This is a genomic window from Kitasatospora nipponensis, from assembly GCF_039528135.1.
GTDB classification, from domain to species: domain Bacteria; phylum Actinomycetota; class Actinomycetes; order Streptomycetales; family Streptomycetaceae; genus Kitasatospora; species Kitasatospora nipponensis.
Genome location: NZ_BAAALF010000212.1, coordinates 1 through 13,128, shown reverse-complemented (window position 1 = coordinate 13,128; position 13,128 = coordinate 1). Strand labels below are relative to the sequence as shown.

Below are 13,128 nucleotides of genomic sequence, written 5' to 3'. Positions count from 1 at the left end.
TGCTTGGCCAGCAGGGTGGCGTCGACGGCCTTGCCGGCCGCGTCCTTGGCGGTCTGGGCCTGCTGCCCGGCCTGGGCGGAGGCGGTCTTGGTGAGGTCGGCCAGCTGCGAGACGGTCAGGGTCTCCTGGTCGTGGGCCGCGGCGGTCTGGTAGCCGTACTGCAGGAACTGCTGGACGTCGTCCATCGAGCCGCTCAGCGCGGTGTTGGCGGCCGCCTTCACCTCCGGGCCGCCGGTGGCCATCAGCTGGGAGAGGTGGACGCGGTCGTCGTCGTCGCGGGCCTTGAACTGACCTGCGGTCAGGAACTGGTTGACGTCGTCGAGGGTGCCGTCCATCGCCTTGGCGGCGGCGGCCTTCACCCCGGGCCCACCGGCCCACATGATCTGCGAGAGCTTGACGCGCTGGTCGTCCTCGTAGGCCTTCTTGCCGTCCGTGGTGAGGAACTTCTGCAGGTCGGCGGCGGAGCCGGCGAGGGCGGCGGTGCCGGCCGCGCGCACCCCGGGACCCGAGGAGGCGATCAGCTGCTCGATCTGCCCCCGCAGGTCCTGGTCGGCGGCGGTGACCTGGCCGCTGGTGAGGAACGCGGTCAGGTCGGCGGGGGAGCCGGTCAGCGCGCTCTCCGCGGCCTGGCGCACGGCCGGACCACCGGCCTGCCAGGCGGCCACCACCTTCACCCGGTCCGCGTTCGGCCCGGTCGCCGGCGTGGCGTCGTCCGCCGCCGCCGGTATCGCCAACAGCCCGGCCAGCAGGCCGCTTGCCACGAGCCCGACCGCGAAGCGCGACCGGGTTCGTGATGTCGAGGACATCCTCATCGAAACGTGCAATCCCATCGTGAATTCGGGCACCGAAGTGCCGCCTCCAGCCGCCTAACCCCGTTGCCGACGGCCTGGAAATCGCTCACAAGAACGTGGTGCGGCACGACGTGCCGCACCACCGAGTCCGCTGCCTGGAGGAGTCCGTCACGGCGTCGGCCGCGCTGACCTCGGAGCCGTCACCTCGTGCGGAGTCGAACCAGCCGTCAAGGGTGGTGTCGACGCGGCACTGAACGACCAGGATGGCCAACGAACCGTACGTACAGGGACTCCGGCAGCGAAGGAAAAGGGAGCGGAGCCCGGGAGATACCAGCGCCCCCCCGAGCCGGTAAAGAAAATTCCATGTGAAGGTACCGGGCGGGGTCCTTTGTCGTCAAAGGAGGTACCCGAACGCCGGGAGGGGCCCTGACCTGCGGTCATGTTCCGGAGCGGCGGGCAACGGGGCCTGGCGGTACGGGTGCTGGCGAATGCGGATTTTTCCGGGTGGATCCAGCGGGCGCGGACTCCGGGCGCGGCGGCCGGTCCCGTGGACGGCGCCGAACGCGGCCGGGCCCCTCCCGGTGGGGGAGGGGCCCGGCGGTGTGCGGTCGAGCGCTGTCAGACGGTGTCAGGCGGTCAGCCGTTGTAGGTGGCCGTGACGGCGAGCTTGTTGTGGGTGCCGCTGACGGCCGAGAGGTCGGTGGGCGTGCCGGCCGACCAGGTCCTGTCGGTGTGGCGCACGACGTTCAGCACGCGGTTGTCGCCGGTGGCGACGGAGAGCTGCAGCTCGCCGCCGATGACGGTGCCGCTGACCGAGGTGGCGGTGAGGTGGCCCCAGACGCCGGCCAGGTCGCCGAAGCCCGCCCAAGTCCCGTTGGCGTAGCGGATGGTGTGGTACTGGTGGGCGCCGTTGTCGGTGATGACCACCATCTGGGCGTCGCCGCCCGAGCCGGCCAGGGCGACCGAGGTGACCGGGCCGGTGGCGCCGGCGGCCTGGGCCACGTCGCCCCAGGTGCCCCAGACCCCGCTGGCCTGACGGATGGTGTGGTAGACCTTGCCGCTCGCCACGACGGCGATCTGGAGCTGGCCCCCGCTGGTGCTCGCGAGCGCGACCGAGGTGATGGTGGGCAGGTTGCCCGTACCGCCGCCGCTCTCCACGTCGCCGAACTTGGTCCAGGTCCCGTCGTCGTGCCGGATGGTGTGGTAGATCCGCCCGCCGGCGACGGCCACCACGTGCAGGTCGGTGCCGATCGAGACGGCGGCCACCTGGGTGATGTTGCTGAGCGCGCCGGCCGCGGCGTTGACGTCGCCGAATCCGGACATCATGCCCGCACCGTTGGTCGGCTGGTGAACGATGGTGTGGTGCAGGTGGCCGTCGCCGCCGATCGCGACGATGTGGGTGTCACCGTTGATGCCGGCCGCGGCGAAGGAGCTGACCCCGCCGATGCTGCCCGCGGAGGTCTCCACGTTGCCGAAGGCCGTCACGGTGCCGTCGCCGAGGCCCACCGAACGGTAGAGGCTGTTGTCGCCGTTGACCAGGACGGCCGTCTTCCAGCCGGGCTCCGTGGTGCGCTCGTACTGGATCCAGGAGGCGAGGTCGTCGGCGCGGGTCTCGGTGGCGCCGGTGGCGGTGTCGGTCGCGTCGAGGCAACCGGCCTCGCCCGCCTGGCTGGTGACGGCGGCGAGCTCGAAGCCGCCGTTCTTGGCACGCAGCGCGGGTGCGCCCGCGTCGCCCTGGCAGACGGTGGCGTCGGCGGGGGCGCTCGGGGCGAGGGTGACGCTGGTGGGGCTGACCGTGCCGGTGGTGAAGGTGGCGCTGTGCGGGCTGCTCGGCACCCAGTCGGTCCGGGTCCGGCCGAAGCCGGTGAGCTGCAGGCTCTCACCGGCGGTGGGCGCGGTGGTGGACACCGCGAGCGGGGTCACGTCGGTGATGGGCTGGGCCAGCCGGGCCAGCGCGAGGTCACGGTCGCCGCGGGCGACGAGCTCGGCGACGGCGACGGTGTGGCTGCCGATGGTGGCCGTGGTCGCGACCTTCGGCGCGCCGTGGGTGAGCGGGTAGAAGCCGGTGAGGTCGGCCGGGTTGTCGGCGAAGCAGGTCGCCGACGAGAGCACCCACTGCGGGGCGACCAAGGTGGCGGTGCAGCCCCGGGCACCTGGGTGACCGGCCTGGCCGACGGTGATCGTGCCGACCGCGGGGGTGGGGTTGCTCCCGGCCGACGCGGCCGGTCCGCCGGTGGCGTTGAGCTCCACCAGGGTGGTCGCGTCGTTGGCGTTGCCCTCGCCGACCGGGGTCCAGGTGTTCTTCGGGAGGTCGATGCTGGTGACCGTGCCCGCGGTGTTCAGCGTGGCCTTGATCGCGTGGTCGTCACCCTTGATGTTGTAGATCTGCGGGATCTCCAGCGACAGGTACCCCGTCGGACCGGTGATCTGGAAACAGACCTCGCTGGGCGTCGCGGACCGGCTGAACAGCTGCACCAGGCCGGTGCCCGAGGCGCAGTCGGCGAGCACGATGTGCCCGTCGCCCGCCTTCAGCGTGATGCCGCGGTCGGCGAGGATCTTCGCCGCCCCCGGGTAGCTGAAGTTCTCCACGGCGGAGACGCCGGCGGTCTCGGCGGCGGTGGCCGGCACGGTCGCCGACCAGCCGGCTATCACGGTGGCTGACAGGGCCGCGGCCATCGGCCACGCGAGCTTTCTGCTTACCTGCACGAACGACTCCCCGTAAAAAGGCACGCCCGGGGAGACGCCAACGTCCCCCGAGTCAGCTGGCTTGAAACCTCACGGACCGTAACGGTCGCCGCTGGTGCGCGTCAAATGGGGTTCGGCCCCTGGTGGCGACGGGGTTCCGACGGGTCGTCGGCCTGGGGCACGGGCCCGGAACCGGTGCCTCCGTAGTGACGGTGCGTTCGCTCTCGGTCCGGGGGGGACGGCGTGCGGCCCGGCCCGTCCCCCGACCCGGGGGCGGGGGACGAGCCGGGGCCGGCTGGTGCTGGTGGGGCTGGTGAGACTGGTGGGACTGGTGGGGCGTCAGGCGGGTTCGGGCGCGGTGAAGTCGAGGTCGGCGGTGCTGACGGTGCCTCCGGTGCGGCCGGGCGCGGTCTGGTACTGCCAGTAGAGGTTGGTGTGGGCGATCACCTGGTCGGGCGGCGGCGCCCCGTACTTGGAGAGGTCCGAGGTGGTGTGCGCGTCGCCGACCAGCGTCACGTCATAGCCGCGGGTGAGCGCTCCGTGCAGGGTCGAGCGGATGCACTGGTCGGTCGCCGCCCCCGCGACGACGAGCCGGCCGACGCCGCCGGCGGCGAGCACCGACTCCAGCTCGGTCGCCTCGAAGGAGTCGCCGTAGGACTTGTGCACCAGGCTCTCGGACTCGGCCCGGACCAGCTCGGGGACGTACTCCCAGCCCTCGCTCTCCTTGGGCATGTTGTCGTCGTTGTGCTGGATCCAGACGACCGGGACACCGGCCGCGCGCGCCTTCTCCACCGCGGCGGCGATGTGGGCGACGACGGCGTCCCGGTCGTGGGCGTCGGCCACGACCTTGACCTGGACGTCGATGACGAGCAGGGCGCTGTTGGGGCGGTTGGCGAGCGTGGTCATCAGGCCTCCGAGCACGTGCGGATGCGGTCCCGGCGATCGTATGCCGCGGAACCGACACCGCTCACGTCGATTTGGCGTGGCGGGTGCGGGTGTGTCGTCGCAGGAGGGGAGGTGACGCAGGGTCAGAGGCTCGGCGCCGCCGGGTCCACGTCCCCGGCCTTCTGAAGCCACCGGGCGAGGTGGCTCCGGGTGCCGAGGGTGCCGGGGTGGTCGGGTCCGAGGAGTCGCCACGCTCCTCGCCGTCGGCGTTCCGGCTCAGCGCGGCCGGGCCTCAGCCATCCGCCACCTGGCCTTTCCGAGTGCGACCGCCCTCATCGACGCGAACACGGCGCCGCCTTGGAAGATGCCCGTTTCCGAGGCGGCGCCATCTGTTGGGTGCTCAGAGGTCAGGACTTGCAGGTGATCAGGCGCACGGCCGGCGCCGAGACCAACTGGTCGTGCGGTACGCCATGGAGTCGGACGTGGACGAAGCCGCCCTCGACCGTGAAGTCGATGTCCTCGGCGCGGTCGGTGGGACGGTTCTCGGCGTCGATGAGGAAGTAGCCGGGCACGAGCTCTATCGAGCCTTTGCGCCATTGGTGGTTCACGCGGACACCTCCGGGAAGTCCAGGTCGGGCTGGGCAAGGTGGTTGAAGTAGTTGGACAGTGTGTTGAGAGCGATGTGGGCAACGATCTCGGCCAGTTCGGCGTCGTTCACCCCGGCCTGGCGGGCGTCGGCCAGTGCCGTGTCCTCGATCCGGCCTCGGGTGTGCATGATGTCGCGGGCGAGCGCGAGCACCGCGTGGGCGTGCGGGTCGGTGTCGTCGGCGGCCGCGCGTGTCCGGCTCAGCTCCTCGTCCGTCAGGCCCAGCTTCCGGCCTCGCAGTGTGTGGGCGCTGACGCAGTAGGTGCAGTGGTTCTCCTGCGCAACCAGCAGCGCGAGCTGCTCGCGGACCCGACCGGGCAGTGCGCCGCGACTGAGGTGATCGTGCAGGGCCAGGTATCCGGCGAGGGCGGCGGGGCTGTTGGCGAGCGCCGCATACAGGTTGGGCAGCCGGCCGAGTTGGCGGCGGGTCTGGTCGAGCAGTCCCGAGGGCTCTTGGGCGAGCTGGGGTAGGCGTGGCACGGGTCCTCCAGATGGTACCGATCGGTTCCGTCTTCTGGGTCGAGACGGTACTGATCGGTTCCGTATTTCGTCAATAGCGGGCTATCCTGGGGCTCATGGCCACCCACGCACGCGATCGCCTTCTCGATGCCGCTGAGGAACTCTTCTATGCCGAGGGCATCCGCGCCGTCGGAGTCGAGCGCATCCTGGTCGAGTCCGGAGTCGGCCGGGCCTCCTTCTATCGGCACTTCGCCGGCAAGGAGGACCTTGCTGTGGCCGTGCTGCAGCGGCGCGACCAGGCCTGGCGCGCCTGGCTGGCCGAGCGGGTGGACGCTCTCGGCGGCGGGCCCCTGAACGTCTTCGACGCACTGGGCGAGCGTTTCGCTCGTGCGGACTTCCGTGGCTGTGCCTTCATCAACACGATGGCCGAGACTGCCGACCTGGGCAGTGCCACCTACCGAGTCGCCGCCGAGCACAAGGAACGTGTCACGGCATACGTCGCGGGTCTGCTCGACAGGAGCGGTCACGACGATGCCGTGTCTCTCGCGCGCCGGTTCGTTCTGCTGATGGACGGGGCGATCGTCACGGCGCTACGGGAACGCGCCACGGCCCCGGCCCAGGAGGCTCGCGCGATCGCGGAGGTCATGCTGAACGGAGGTGCGTGACCGGCCGCCCGAGTCCCTTGCTCGCGGGTGGTGTCGTACGTGACGTCGCGCGATCGGGCGCCTCGATCGCGTCGTGGGGAGCGGCGGTTGGGGGTGGCGTGTGGGTGGGATGTGGTGGGTGCGGGGCATGTCCGGTGATCTCTACGCTGCCGGTGTCCCGTCGGTGTCCGCCGCAGGAGGCGGGCGGTTGGCGGATCCCGAGTTCTTGGTGCATGCCGCCCCGGAGGAGATCCTGAGGCTCCTGGATCCTGCCTCGGAGCCCGCGGGGCGGTTGGCGGCGGCGGTGTATCGAGCCAGGCTGGAAAGGCCTCAACGCCCGCCAGTGGCGCGGTGCATGGCGCGGCGAGCGCGTTGGGGTGCGGCATCGTCGCGTTGGAGCTGGATGGCCTGGTTGGCGGACATGGCGATGCCGTTGAGCTCGAAGGCGATCTGGGCCGGGTCGGTGTCGGGCGGCAGGTCCCCCGTCTCGACCGCCGCCGCGGCGAGGTGCTCGAGGTAGGCCAGCCAGCGGCCGGCGGCCTGTGCGACGGCATCGTGGACCGGGCCGGGGCGGCCGTCGAACTCCGTGGCCGCTGCGGTGAGAAAGCAGCCGCCCTCGGCGATTCCGCCGTGCTCGAGGTAGTCGATCCAGGCGCCGCACAGGTGCCGCAGCCGTTCGAGGCCCGTCGCGGTTCGGGGCACCCTGGCGGGAACCAGCTGCCGGAACTGTTCGACGGCGGCGTCGAAGGTGGCCAGTTGCAGTGCCTCCTTGGAGCCGAAGTGCCCGTACACGCCGGCCTTGCTCATCTCCAGGTCGTCGGCGAGGCGCCCGATGGTGACCCCCTCCAGGCCGTCGCGGGCGGCGATCGCCACGGCGCGATCGAGGATCCTCGCCCGGGTGTCGCGGGCTTCTGCGGCTGAGCGTCGAGGCATGCCCGAACTTTAACAAACGCTCGTGCGCTAATGACATACGAACGATCGTTTGCTAAATTCGGCGCCGAATCGGACGCCGCCGGCAACTGCCGCCCGCGGCGCACGCCGACCACCGGCACGAGCAGGAGGCGACAGGATGCGGATACGGCGACTGGGTTGGGCGGGAATCGAGATCGAGGCGGCCGGAGCACGCGCCGTCATCGACGCGGTCGCCGCGATGCCCGAACTGGCCCGGCTCATCGGGCCACCCCGCACCGAACTCCTGCCGCCGACAGGACCGGTCGACCTGGCCCTGGTGACCCACCTGCATGAAGATCACACGGACGCGGTCGCTCTCGCCGCGGCGCTCACCCCGGACGGGATCCTGTTGCGCCCGGCACCCGCGGAGGGCACGGCGCGTGAGACCCTGGACACCGCAGTCGCCGAGGCCGGCCTGGCCGAGCACAGGCTCCCGGCGATGATCGTGGAGCCCTGGCAGAGCGTCAGTGCGGGGCCGTTCACCGCGACCGCCGTTCCCGCGGTCGACGGGCTCGGCGCACCGCAGGTGTCCTGGGTCGTGGAGGCGGACGATCGTCGGATCCTCCACTGCGGCGACACTCTCTTCCATGGGCACTGGTGGCAGATAGCCCAGCGTTCGGGCCCCTTCGACGCGGCCTTCCTGCCGGTCAACGGAGCCATGTGCACCTTCCCGCACCTGCACCCCGCGAGCCCCTTCCCCGTGGACCTCGACCCCGCACAGGCGGCTGCGGCAGCCCACCTGCTGGGCGCCCGGATCGCGGTGCCGATCCACTACGACACCCTGCACGCCCCCGGCGTGTACGAGCAGGTCGACGACCCGTCAGGGGCGTTCACCGCCGCGTGCGACAGACTCGGCGTGGTCAGTCGGGTGCTCGACCCCGGTGACACCCTCGACCTGCCCGCCGGCAAAGGCGACGCCCGGAACGACAGGACAGCGGTCAACTGATGATCACTTCGGGATGGGGTGGACTGCGCCCCTACTGACCGCACTGCGACGCGCGGACCTGCTGGAGCTGGACGACTGCGCCGTGGACGGCTCGCACATCCGGGCCTTCCAAGGGGAACCGCCATGACGTCACCCAGCTCATACCGCTCCTGGAAGCGGTCCCACCGATCCGCGGTCTGCGGGGCCGGCCCCGCCGCTGGCCCCGGGCGGGGGCGGGCGGGACTGTCGAGTGTGGTGTGGTGTCAGGCCGTGACGAAAGCACCGGCCTTGACGGCGGTGACGAAGGCGGTGAAGGCGGTGGAGGGGAAGACGAGGGCGGGGCCGTGGGGGTCCTTGGAGTCGCGGACGGGGACCACGGTGGCGAAGTCGGGGGAGACCTCGACGCACTGGCCCCCGTTGTCGCTGTGGGAGGACTTGAACCAGGAGGCACCGGACAGGTCTAAGTGGTTGTCCATGGGGATCCCTTCCGTGCGGGGCTCGGGTTCGGTCCCGTCGAGCGTAGCCCGCTGGGTGCCTGCCCGGGAGGGGGCCCGGTGACGCGAAAGCCCCGCCGATCCCCGGGCGGGGGCGGGCGGGGCTGCCGAGTGTGGCGTGGTGTCAGACCGTGCCGAACGCACCGGACTTGACGCCACTGACGAAGGCGGCGAAGGCGGTGGCGGGGAAGACCAGGGCGGGGCCGTGGGGGTCCTTGGAGTCGCGAACCGGGACCATGGCCGCGAAGTCGGGGGAGACCTCGACGCACTGGCCGCCGTTGTTGCTGTGGGAGGACTTGAACCAGGAAGCGCCGGACAGGTCCACGCGGTTGGTCATCGGTGTAGTTCCTCTCGTGCCTTGCGGATCATTGCCAGGGATGCAGCCTTGGGCAGCGCTTCAACCTGCAGCCGATGGTAGTCCTTCTCCCAGGCTCGGACCGTCTCGAATCCGCGCTCCAGGAGACCTCGTTGCTGGGACTCCGAGTAGGCGAGGACCGACCGGTCCGGCAGTGTCGCCAAGGTCACGGGCATTGTGAACGGTGCCTGTTCGCCCAGGCTGTAGGGCGCCACCTGGAGGATCACGTTCGGCCGCTCCGCCAGCTCTTCCAGATACTTGAACTGACTGCTCATCACCGACCTGCCGCCCACCGGGCGACGGATGCAACTCTCGTCGAGCACCGCGTGGATGAGCGGCGGGGGATCCTGGTCCAGGAGGCGCTGCCGGGCGGCGAGGAACTTCAGTCGCTCGTCCGCCTGATCCTGGGTGATGCTGCCACGCCGCACGGCTGCTGAGGCAAGGGCCGCTGCGTAGGCCGAGGTCTGGAGCAGGCCCGGGATGATGCCCACCTCGAACAACCGGATCTCCGCCGCCCGCGCCTCCTGGGCCGCGTACTCCGGGAATCCCTCCAGCAAGGCGGTGTGCCGCAGTTGCCACCACATCAGCTCAAGGGTGCCGCCGGTCTCCAGTACCTCATCAAGGCGCCGGACGAACTTGATGCTCGGGACTTCCTTCGCTCTTTCGAGGTACGAGACGTACGACCCGGTGCAGAAGAGCAGCGCGCCCAGCCCCACCTGCGACAGCCCCTGCGCCTTGCGGGACCTGCGCAGTTGGGTGCCGAAGGCGGCCAACGGAGAGGCGGACGGGTCCAGCTCGGATTCGTTCACGGGCGCTCCCCAACTTGAGCCTTTGATACCTGCGAGATCCAGGTACTTCAGATCGTAGGAGCGGAAGACGATGCTTGGAGGCGGAACGCTACAGAAAGGCGTCAAGGAGTTACGCTCCGCTTTGGACTGGACCAAGTATCAAACAGGGAAAGCTTCATGACTGACCGTCAAGATCCACTCGTGCCTCCGCGCTGCCCGGGCGCCGACTGCGCCGCCGTCACCGGCTGGCTGGACGAGCCGGCCCGGCCCGCCGAGATCAACGGCTGGGCGTGCCCGGCCTGCGGGCGGTACGGGCTGCTGGTGCCGGCCGAGCACGCGCACGGGTTCGTCGGCGGCCGGGCCCTGCTGGTACTCGGCCGTCGCGGCGGGCCGACCCGACCCACTCCCGGACGCACGACCAGAACGGAGCACGCCGCATGAGCGACCCCAGCGGCAGCTGTGACAGCGGTGACACCCAAGGCATCGACGGCATCGACGGCATCCACGGCATCCACGGGATGACCCTGCGGACGTACCGGATCACCGCCCGCGGTGAGCGGATCGACCTCAGGCATCCCGCGTACTTCCCCAACGAGCCCGGCGCGGCCCTGCCGTTGACCACCAACTGGCCCGCCTGCGGCTGCCGTCGCTGCCACATCGGCCCTTCGAGTGACCTGCTGAACGACACCCCTGCCGGCGAGAGCGAGTGCGCGTCATGACCTGGAACCCCGACGACCTCCCGGCGGTCCGCGCCGAGCAGGCCCTGCGCGCCGCCCTGGCCACGGCGGGCATCACCTTCCCCAGCCTGGGCGTCGACGTGGCCTCGTTCGCCTCCGGCGCCCCGCTGGTCTCGCTCGGCCGGCTGCGTGCCGAGGACGCCGAGCGGCTCGCGGAGGTGATCAGGAGGGGAGCGGCCCCGGGCCTCTGAGCGCGCCCGCCCCGGACGTGCTCCGCCCCGGTCGCCAGGACGGCGGCCGGGGCGGAGCGGTGCGGGCTCAGGACGTCAGGCGAAGGTGCTGGTGCTCCAGATCGCGTTGCCGATCCCCTGGCCGCCGTTGGCCTTGTAGACGACGAGGTTGCCGTCGTCCTGCAGCTTCAGGTAGGCGCCGGCGTTGCCGAAGGTGCCGCTGGCCCAGACCGCGCCGCCGTTCGTGGAGCTGCCACCGGCCTTGTAGACGACCGCGTTGCCGTCGCCCTGCATCGCCAGCCAGGCACCGTTGTTACCGGCGGTCCTGGAGTTCCACAGGGCGGCGCCGTCGCTCTTGCGGTAGAGGACGAGGTTGCCGTCCTGCTGCATGATCAGGACGGTCGACTTCTCGTCGGTCCACTGCCCGGTCCAGACCGGCTGGCCCGACGCGATGGTCGGGTTGACGCGCACGGTGCCGGTCGACCAGAGCGCGTTCCCGACGGCCGGGCCGCCGTTCTTCTTGTAGACGACGATGTTGCCGTCGTCCTGCACCCTCAGGTAGGCGCCGTTGTTGAAGTAGGTGCTGCTGGCCCAGAGCGCGCCGCCACTGGACGAGCCGCCGCCGGCCTTGTAGACGACGAGGTTGCCGTCGGTCTGCATGATGGCGTACGCGCCGTTGTTGCCCGCCGTCCCGCTGGACCAGATGACGCCGTTGGGGGCGGTGCGGTGGGTGACGGTGAGGTTGCCGTTCGGCTGCATGGTCAGCACCAGGTCACGCCCGGCCAGGGACTGGCCGGCGTTGAGCCGGGCGCCGGGAGCCAGCATCGCGCTGTCGACCGACACCGTGTTCTTGACCCACTGGCCCAGGTCGTCGATGCGGGCCTCGGTGGCGCCGGTGCGGGTCTCGGCGCTGGCGAGGCAGCCGTTCTGCCAGGAGGTGCTGCTGACGGCGGCCAGCTCCGTGCGGCCGGCGCTCTCGCGCAGGGCCGGGGCACCGGCGTCGCCGGCGCAGACCGCGATCCCCGCCGGGCTCTGGCCGCTGACGGCGAGGGTGGTGGCGTTGACGGTGTCGACGCCGAAGGTGCCCGCGTGCTGGGCGCTCGGGATCCACTCGGTCCTGGTGCGGCCGAACCCGGCGACCTTCAGGGTCTCGCCCTGGGTCGGGGCCGTGCTGGCCACCGGCACCGGCGTGACGTCGAAGACGGGCGAGCCCAGGCGGGCGAGGACCAGGTCGCGGTCGCTGCGGGGCGTGAGGCCGACCAGGCTCACCGTCTGGCCGCCCAGGGTGACGGTGGACTTGGTCCGCGGCGCGCCCGTGGGCACGGTGGAGAGGTCGGCCGGGTTGTCGGCGAAGCAGCTGGCCGCCGAGAGCACCCACTGGGTGTCGACGAGGGTGCCGGTGCAGGACCGGGAGCCGGGGTGACCGGGCTGGCCGATCGTGACGGTGCCGACGGCCGGGTAGGCGGGGGCCGGGGGCGTGACGGCCGGGCCGTCGGTGGCGGTGAGCTCCAGCAGCGTGGTGGCGCCGGTGGAACTGCCTTCGCCGACCGGGTTCCAGGCGTTCTTGGCGACGTCGAGGCTGGTGACCGTGCCCTCGGTGTTCAGGGTGGCCTTGACCGTGTGGTCGTCGCCCTTGATGTTGTAGATCTGCGGGATCTCCAGCGACAGGTACCCGGTCTGGCCGGTGATCTGGAAGCAGACCTCGCTGGGCGTCGCGGACCGGCTGAACAGCTGCAGCAGGTTGCCCCCTGACGCGCAGTCGGCGAGCACGATGTGTCCGTCCCCCGACTTCAGGGTGATGCCGCGGTCGGCGAGGACCTGTGCCGCTCCCGGGTAGCTGAAGTCCTCCACGACGGTCGGCTGCGCCGCCTCGGCGGCAGTCGCCGTCGCGGGCGTCGACCAACTGGCCACCACCGGGATCGCCAGGGCCGCTACCAGCGGCCAGGCCAATCTGCGGGGAACGTGCACGGGTGTCTCCTGGGTCAGGGCGCGCCGAGGAGACGGCAGAGCCCCCCCGGGCAGCAGAGAAATGAAACCTCGCGGACGATATGGGATTTCGTCCGTGTACGTCAACGTCATGTGACGCGAGGTCAGAGCCCTGGTGACGGGAGGTCGGGGAGCGTCCGAACGCGGCGTGTCGAAAAGGTGGACCGGAACCCCGAATTCGCTCGCCGACGGGCTCAGGCGGCGCGGGCCGCTCGGCGCGGACCGGGCGACCGGGCCGCGGTCCCCGGGCTGCTGAGCGGGCCGCCGCGCAGGCCGTTCCCGCCGGCGGCCGCCGCCTCGAAGCGGGTCAGCACCAGCTCGGCGATCTCGGGGGCGGCGCCCAGGACCGGGGCCAGCAGGTCGGCGCCGGCCCCCACGGCGGCCGCCGCGATCGGGTCGGGCAGCAGGCCGGGGGCGAGCAGGTAGGGGGCCACCTCGGTGCGGCGCAGGCCGCGGGCGCGCAGCGCGGCCGCGGCGTCGGGCACCCGGGGGCCGCCGGCCGAGGCGTAGGCGACCTCGACGGCACCCCAGCCGCGCCGGCGCTGCCAGTCGGCGGCCAGCGCCCGGGTGGCGGCGTTCGGGGGGGGCGGGGGGGGGGGGGGGGGCCCCCGC

At 71.5% G+C, this 13,128-nt stretch carries 16 protein-coding genes and 1 pseudogene; 6 read left to right on the top strand and 11 right to left on the bottom strand.

All coding sequences use genetic code 11. The features are described 5' to 3' along the window. From ABD323_RS35050 to ABD323_RS35030, 5 genes are all read right to left on the bottom strand, one after another. Positions 1–761 (bottom strand): ALF repeat-containing protein (locus ABD323_RS35050; RefSeq protein ID WP_344446123.1); only part of this gene is annotated, 761 nt, incomplete at its 3' end. A 666-nt stretch (positions 762–1,427) separates the two neighbouring features. Further along, positions 1,428–3,497: a trypsin-like serine protease gene (locus ABD323_RS35045; protein WP_344446122.1), complete on the bottom strand. Its 2,070-nt coding sequence runs from the start codon at positions 3,495–3,497 to the stop codon at positions 1,428–1,430. 318 nt (positions 3,498–3,815) lie between these two features. Continuing rightward, on the bottom strand, positions 3,816–4,382 hold the full coding sequence (locus tag ABD323_RS35040) for an isochorismatase family protein (protein ID WP_344446121.1): 567 nt from the start codon (positions 4,380–4,382) through the stop codon (positions 3,816–3,818). 386 nt (positions 4,383–4,768) lie between these two features. Further along, positions 4,769–4,969: a hypothetical protein gene (locus ABD323_RS35035; RefSeq protein ID WP_344446120.1), complete on the bottom strand. Its 201-nt coding sequence runs from the start codon at positions 4,967–4,969 to the stop codon at positions 4,769–4,771. Beyond that, positions 4,966–5,487: a carboxymuconolactone decarboxylase family protein gene (locus ABD323_RS35030; RefSeq protein WP_344446119.1), complete on the bottom strand. Its 522-nt coding sequence runs from the start codon at positions 5,485–5,487 to the stop codon at positions 4,966–4,968. Before ABD323_RS35030 ends, ABD323_RS35035 begins: the two co-directional genes overlap by 4 nt. A 95-nt stretch (positions 5,488–5,582) precedes the next feature. Between ABD323_RS35030 and ABD323_RS35025 the strand changes: the two genes are divergently transcribed. Beyond that, positions 5,583–6,131, top strand: a complete 549-nt coding sequence (locus ABD323_RS35025; protein WP_344446118.1) for a TetR/AcrR family transcriptional regulator — start codon at positions 5,583–5,585, stop codon at positions 6,129–6,131. Positions 6,132–6,440: 309 nt separating this feature from the next. Here the strand turns inward: ABD323_RS35025 and ABD323_RS35020 are convergent, their stop codons facing one another. Further along, on the bottom strand, positions 6,441–7,043 hold the full coding sequence (locus tag ABD323_RS35020) for a TetR family transcriptional regulator C-terminal domain-containing protein (RefSeq protein WP_344446117.1): 603 nt from the start codon (positions 7,041–7,043) through the stop codon (positions 6,441–6,443). A gap of 136 nt (positions 7,044–7,179) precedes the next feature. Here ABD323_RS35020 and ABD323_RS35015 point away from each other — a divergent pair, with 136 nt between their 5' ends. Beyond that, a complete protein-coding gene (locus ABD323_RS35015) occupies positions 7,180–8,007 on the top strand; it encodes an MBL fold metallo-hydrolase (protein WP_344446116.1) in 828 nt (275 codons plus the stop codon). 116 nt (positions 8,008–8,123) lie between these two features. Beyond that, positions 8,124–8,213: pseudogene (locus ABD323_RS35010) on the top strand (IS5/IS1182 family transposase); the annotation flags it as partial. A 36-nt stretch (positions 8,214–8,249) separates the two neighbouring features. On the opposite strand, the gene ABD323_RS35005 reads toward ABD323_RS35010, so the two are convergent. The 3 genes from ABD323_RS35005 to ABD323_RS34995 all read right to left on the bottom strand — a co-directional run bounded on the left by ABD323_RS35005 (position 8,250) and on the right by ABD323_RS34995 (position 9,644). Then, positions 8,250–8,462, bottom strand: a complete 213-nt coding sequence (locus ABD323_RS35005) for a DUF397 domain-containing protein (protein WP_344446115.1) — start codon at positions 8,460–8,462, stop codon at positions 8,250–8,252. A gap of 142 nt (positions 8,463–8,604) precedes the next feature. Then, on the bottom strand, positions 8,605–8,817 hold the full coding sequence (locus ABD323_RS35000) for a DUF397 domain-containing protein (protein WP_344446114.1): 213 nt from the start codon (positions 8,815–8,817) through the stop codon (positions 8,605–8,607). After that, a complete protein-coding gene (locus ABD323_RS34995; protein ID WP_344446113.1) occupies positions 8,814–9,644 on the bottom strand; it encodes a helix-turn-helix domain-containing protein in 831 nt (276 codons plus the stop codon). The genes ABD323_RS35000 and ABD323_RS34995 overlap by 4 nt, the downstream gene beginning before the upstream one ends. Before the next feature lie 156 nt (positions 9,645–9,800). Here ABD323_RS34995 and ABD323_RS34990 point away from each other — a divergent pair, with 156 nt between their 5' ends. The 3 genes from ABD323_RS34990 to ABD323_RS34980 are packed head-to-tail and all read left to right on the top strand — an operon-like array spanning position 9,801 to position 10,551. Beyond that, the gene (locus ABD323_RS34990; protein ID WP_344446112.1) at positions 9,801–10,064 is read left to right on the top strand and encodes a hypothetical protein; all 264 of its coding nucleotides are present in this window, start codon (positions 9,801–9,803) and stop codon (positions 10,062–10,064) included. Next, on the top strand, positions 10,061–10,342 hold the full coding sequence (locus ABD323_RS34985) for a hypothetical protein (protein ID WP_344446111.1): 282 nt from the start codon (positions 10,061–10,063) through the stop codon (positions 10,340–10,342). The genes ABD323_RS34990 and ABD323_RS34985 overlap by 4 nt, the downstream gene beginning before the upstream one ends. Further along, positions 10,339–10,551: a hypothetical protein gene (locus ABD323_RS34980; protein WP_344446110.1), complete on the top strand. Its 213-nt coding sequence runs from the start codon at positions 10,339–10,341 to the stop codon at positions 10,549–10,551. The genes ABD323_RS34985 and ABD323_RS34980 overlap by 4 nt, the downstream gene beginning before the upstream one ends. Before the next feature lie 75 nt (positions 10,552–10,626). On the opposite strand, the gene ABD323_RS34975 is transcribed toward ABD323_RS34980, so the two are convergent. Continuing rightward, the gene (locus tag ABD323_RS34975) at positions 10,627–12,498 is read right to left on the bottom strand and encodes a trypsin-like serine protease (protein ID WP_344446109.1); all 1,872 of its coding nucleotides are present in this window, start codon (positions 12,496–12,498) and stop codon (positions 10,627–10,629) included. A gap of 212 nt (positions 12,499–12,710) precedes the next feature. Further along, positions 12,711–13,128: CbiX/SirB N-terminal domain-containing protein (locus ABD323_RS34970; RefSeq protein WP_344446108.1), on the bottom strand; the 418-nt coding region annotated here is incomplete at its 5' end.

Coding starts and splice junctions, on each gene's coding strand:
- ABD323_RS35040 (WP_344446121.1), bottom strand. CDS start 4,382: ATGACCACGCTCGCCAACCGCCCCAACAGCGCCCTGCTCGTCATCGAC.
- ABD323_RS35025 (WP_344446118.1), top strand. CDS start 5,583: ATGGCCACCCACGCACGCGATCGCCTTCTCGATGCCGCTGAGGAACTC.
- ABD323_RS35020 (WP_344446117.1), bottom strand. CDS start 7,043: ATGCCTCGACGCTCAGCCGCAGAAGCCCGCGACACCCGGGCGAGGATC.
- ABD323_RS35015 (WP_344446116.1), top strand. CDS start 7,180: ATGCGGATACGGCGACTGGGTTGGGCGGGAATCGAGATCGAGGCGGCC.
- ABD323_RS35005 (WP_344446115.1), bottom strand. CDS start 8,462: ATGGACAACCACTTAGACCTGTCCGGTGCCTCCTGGTTCAAGTCCTCC.
- ABD323_RS35000 (WP_344446114.1), bottom strand. CDS start 8,817: ATGACCAACCGCGTGGACCTGTCCGGCGCTTCCTGGTTCAAGTCCTCC.
- ABD323_RS34990 (WP_344446112.1), top strand. CDS start 9,801: ATGACTGACCGTCAAGATCCACTCGTGCCTCCGCGCTGCCCGGGCGCC.
- ABD323_RS34985 (WP_344446111.1), top strand. CDS start 10,061: ATGAGCGACCCCAGCGGCAGCTGTGACAGCGGTGACACCCAAGGCATC.
- ABD323_RS34980 (WP_344446110.1), top strand. CDS start 10,339: ATGACCTGGAACCCCGACGACCTCCCGGCGGTCCGCGCCGAGCAGGCC.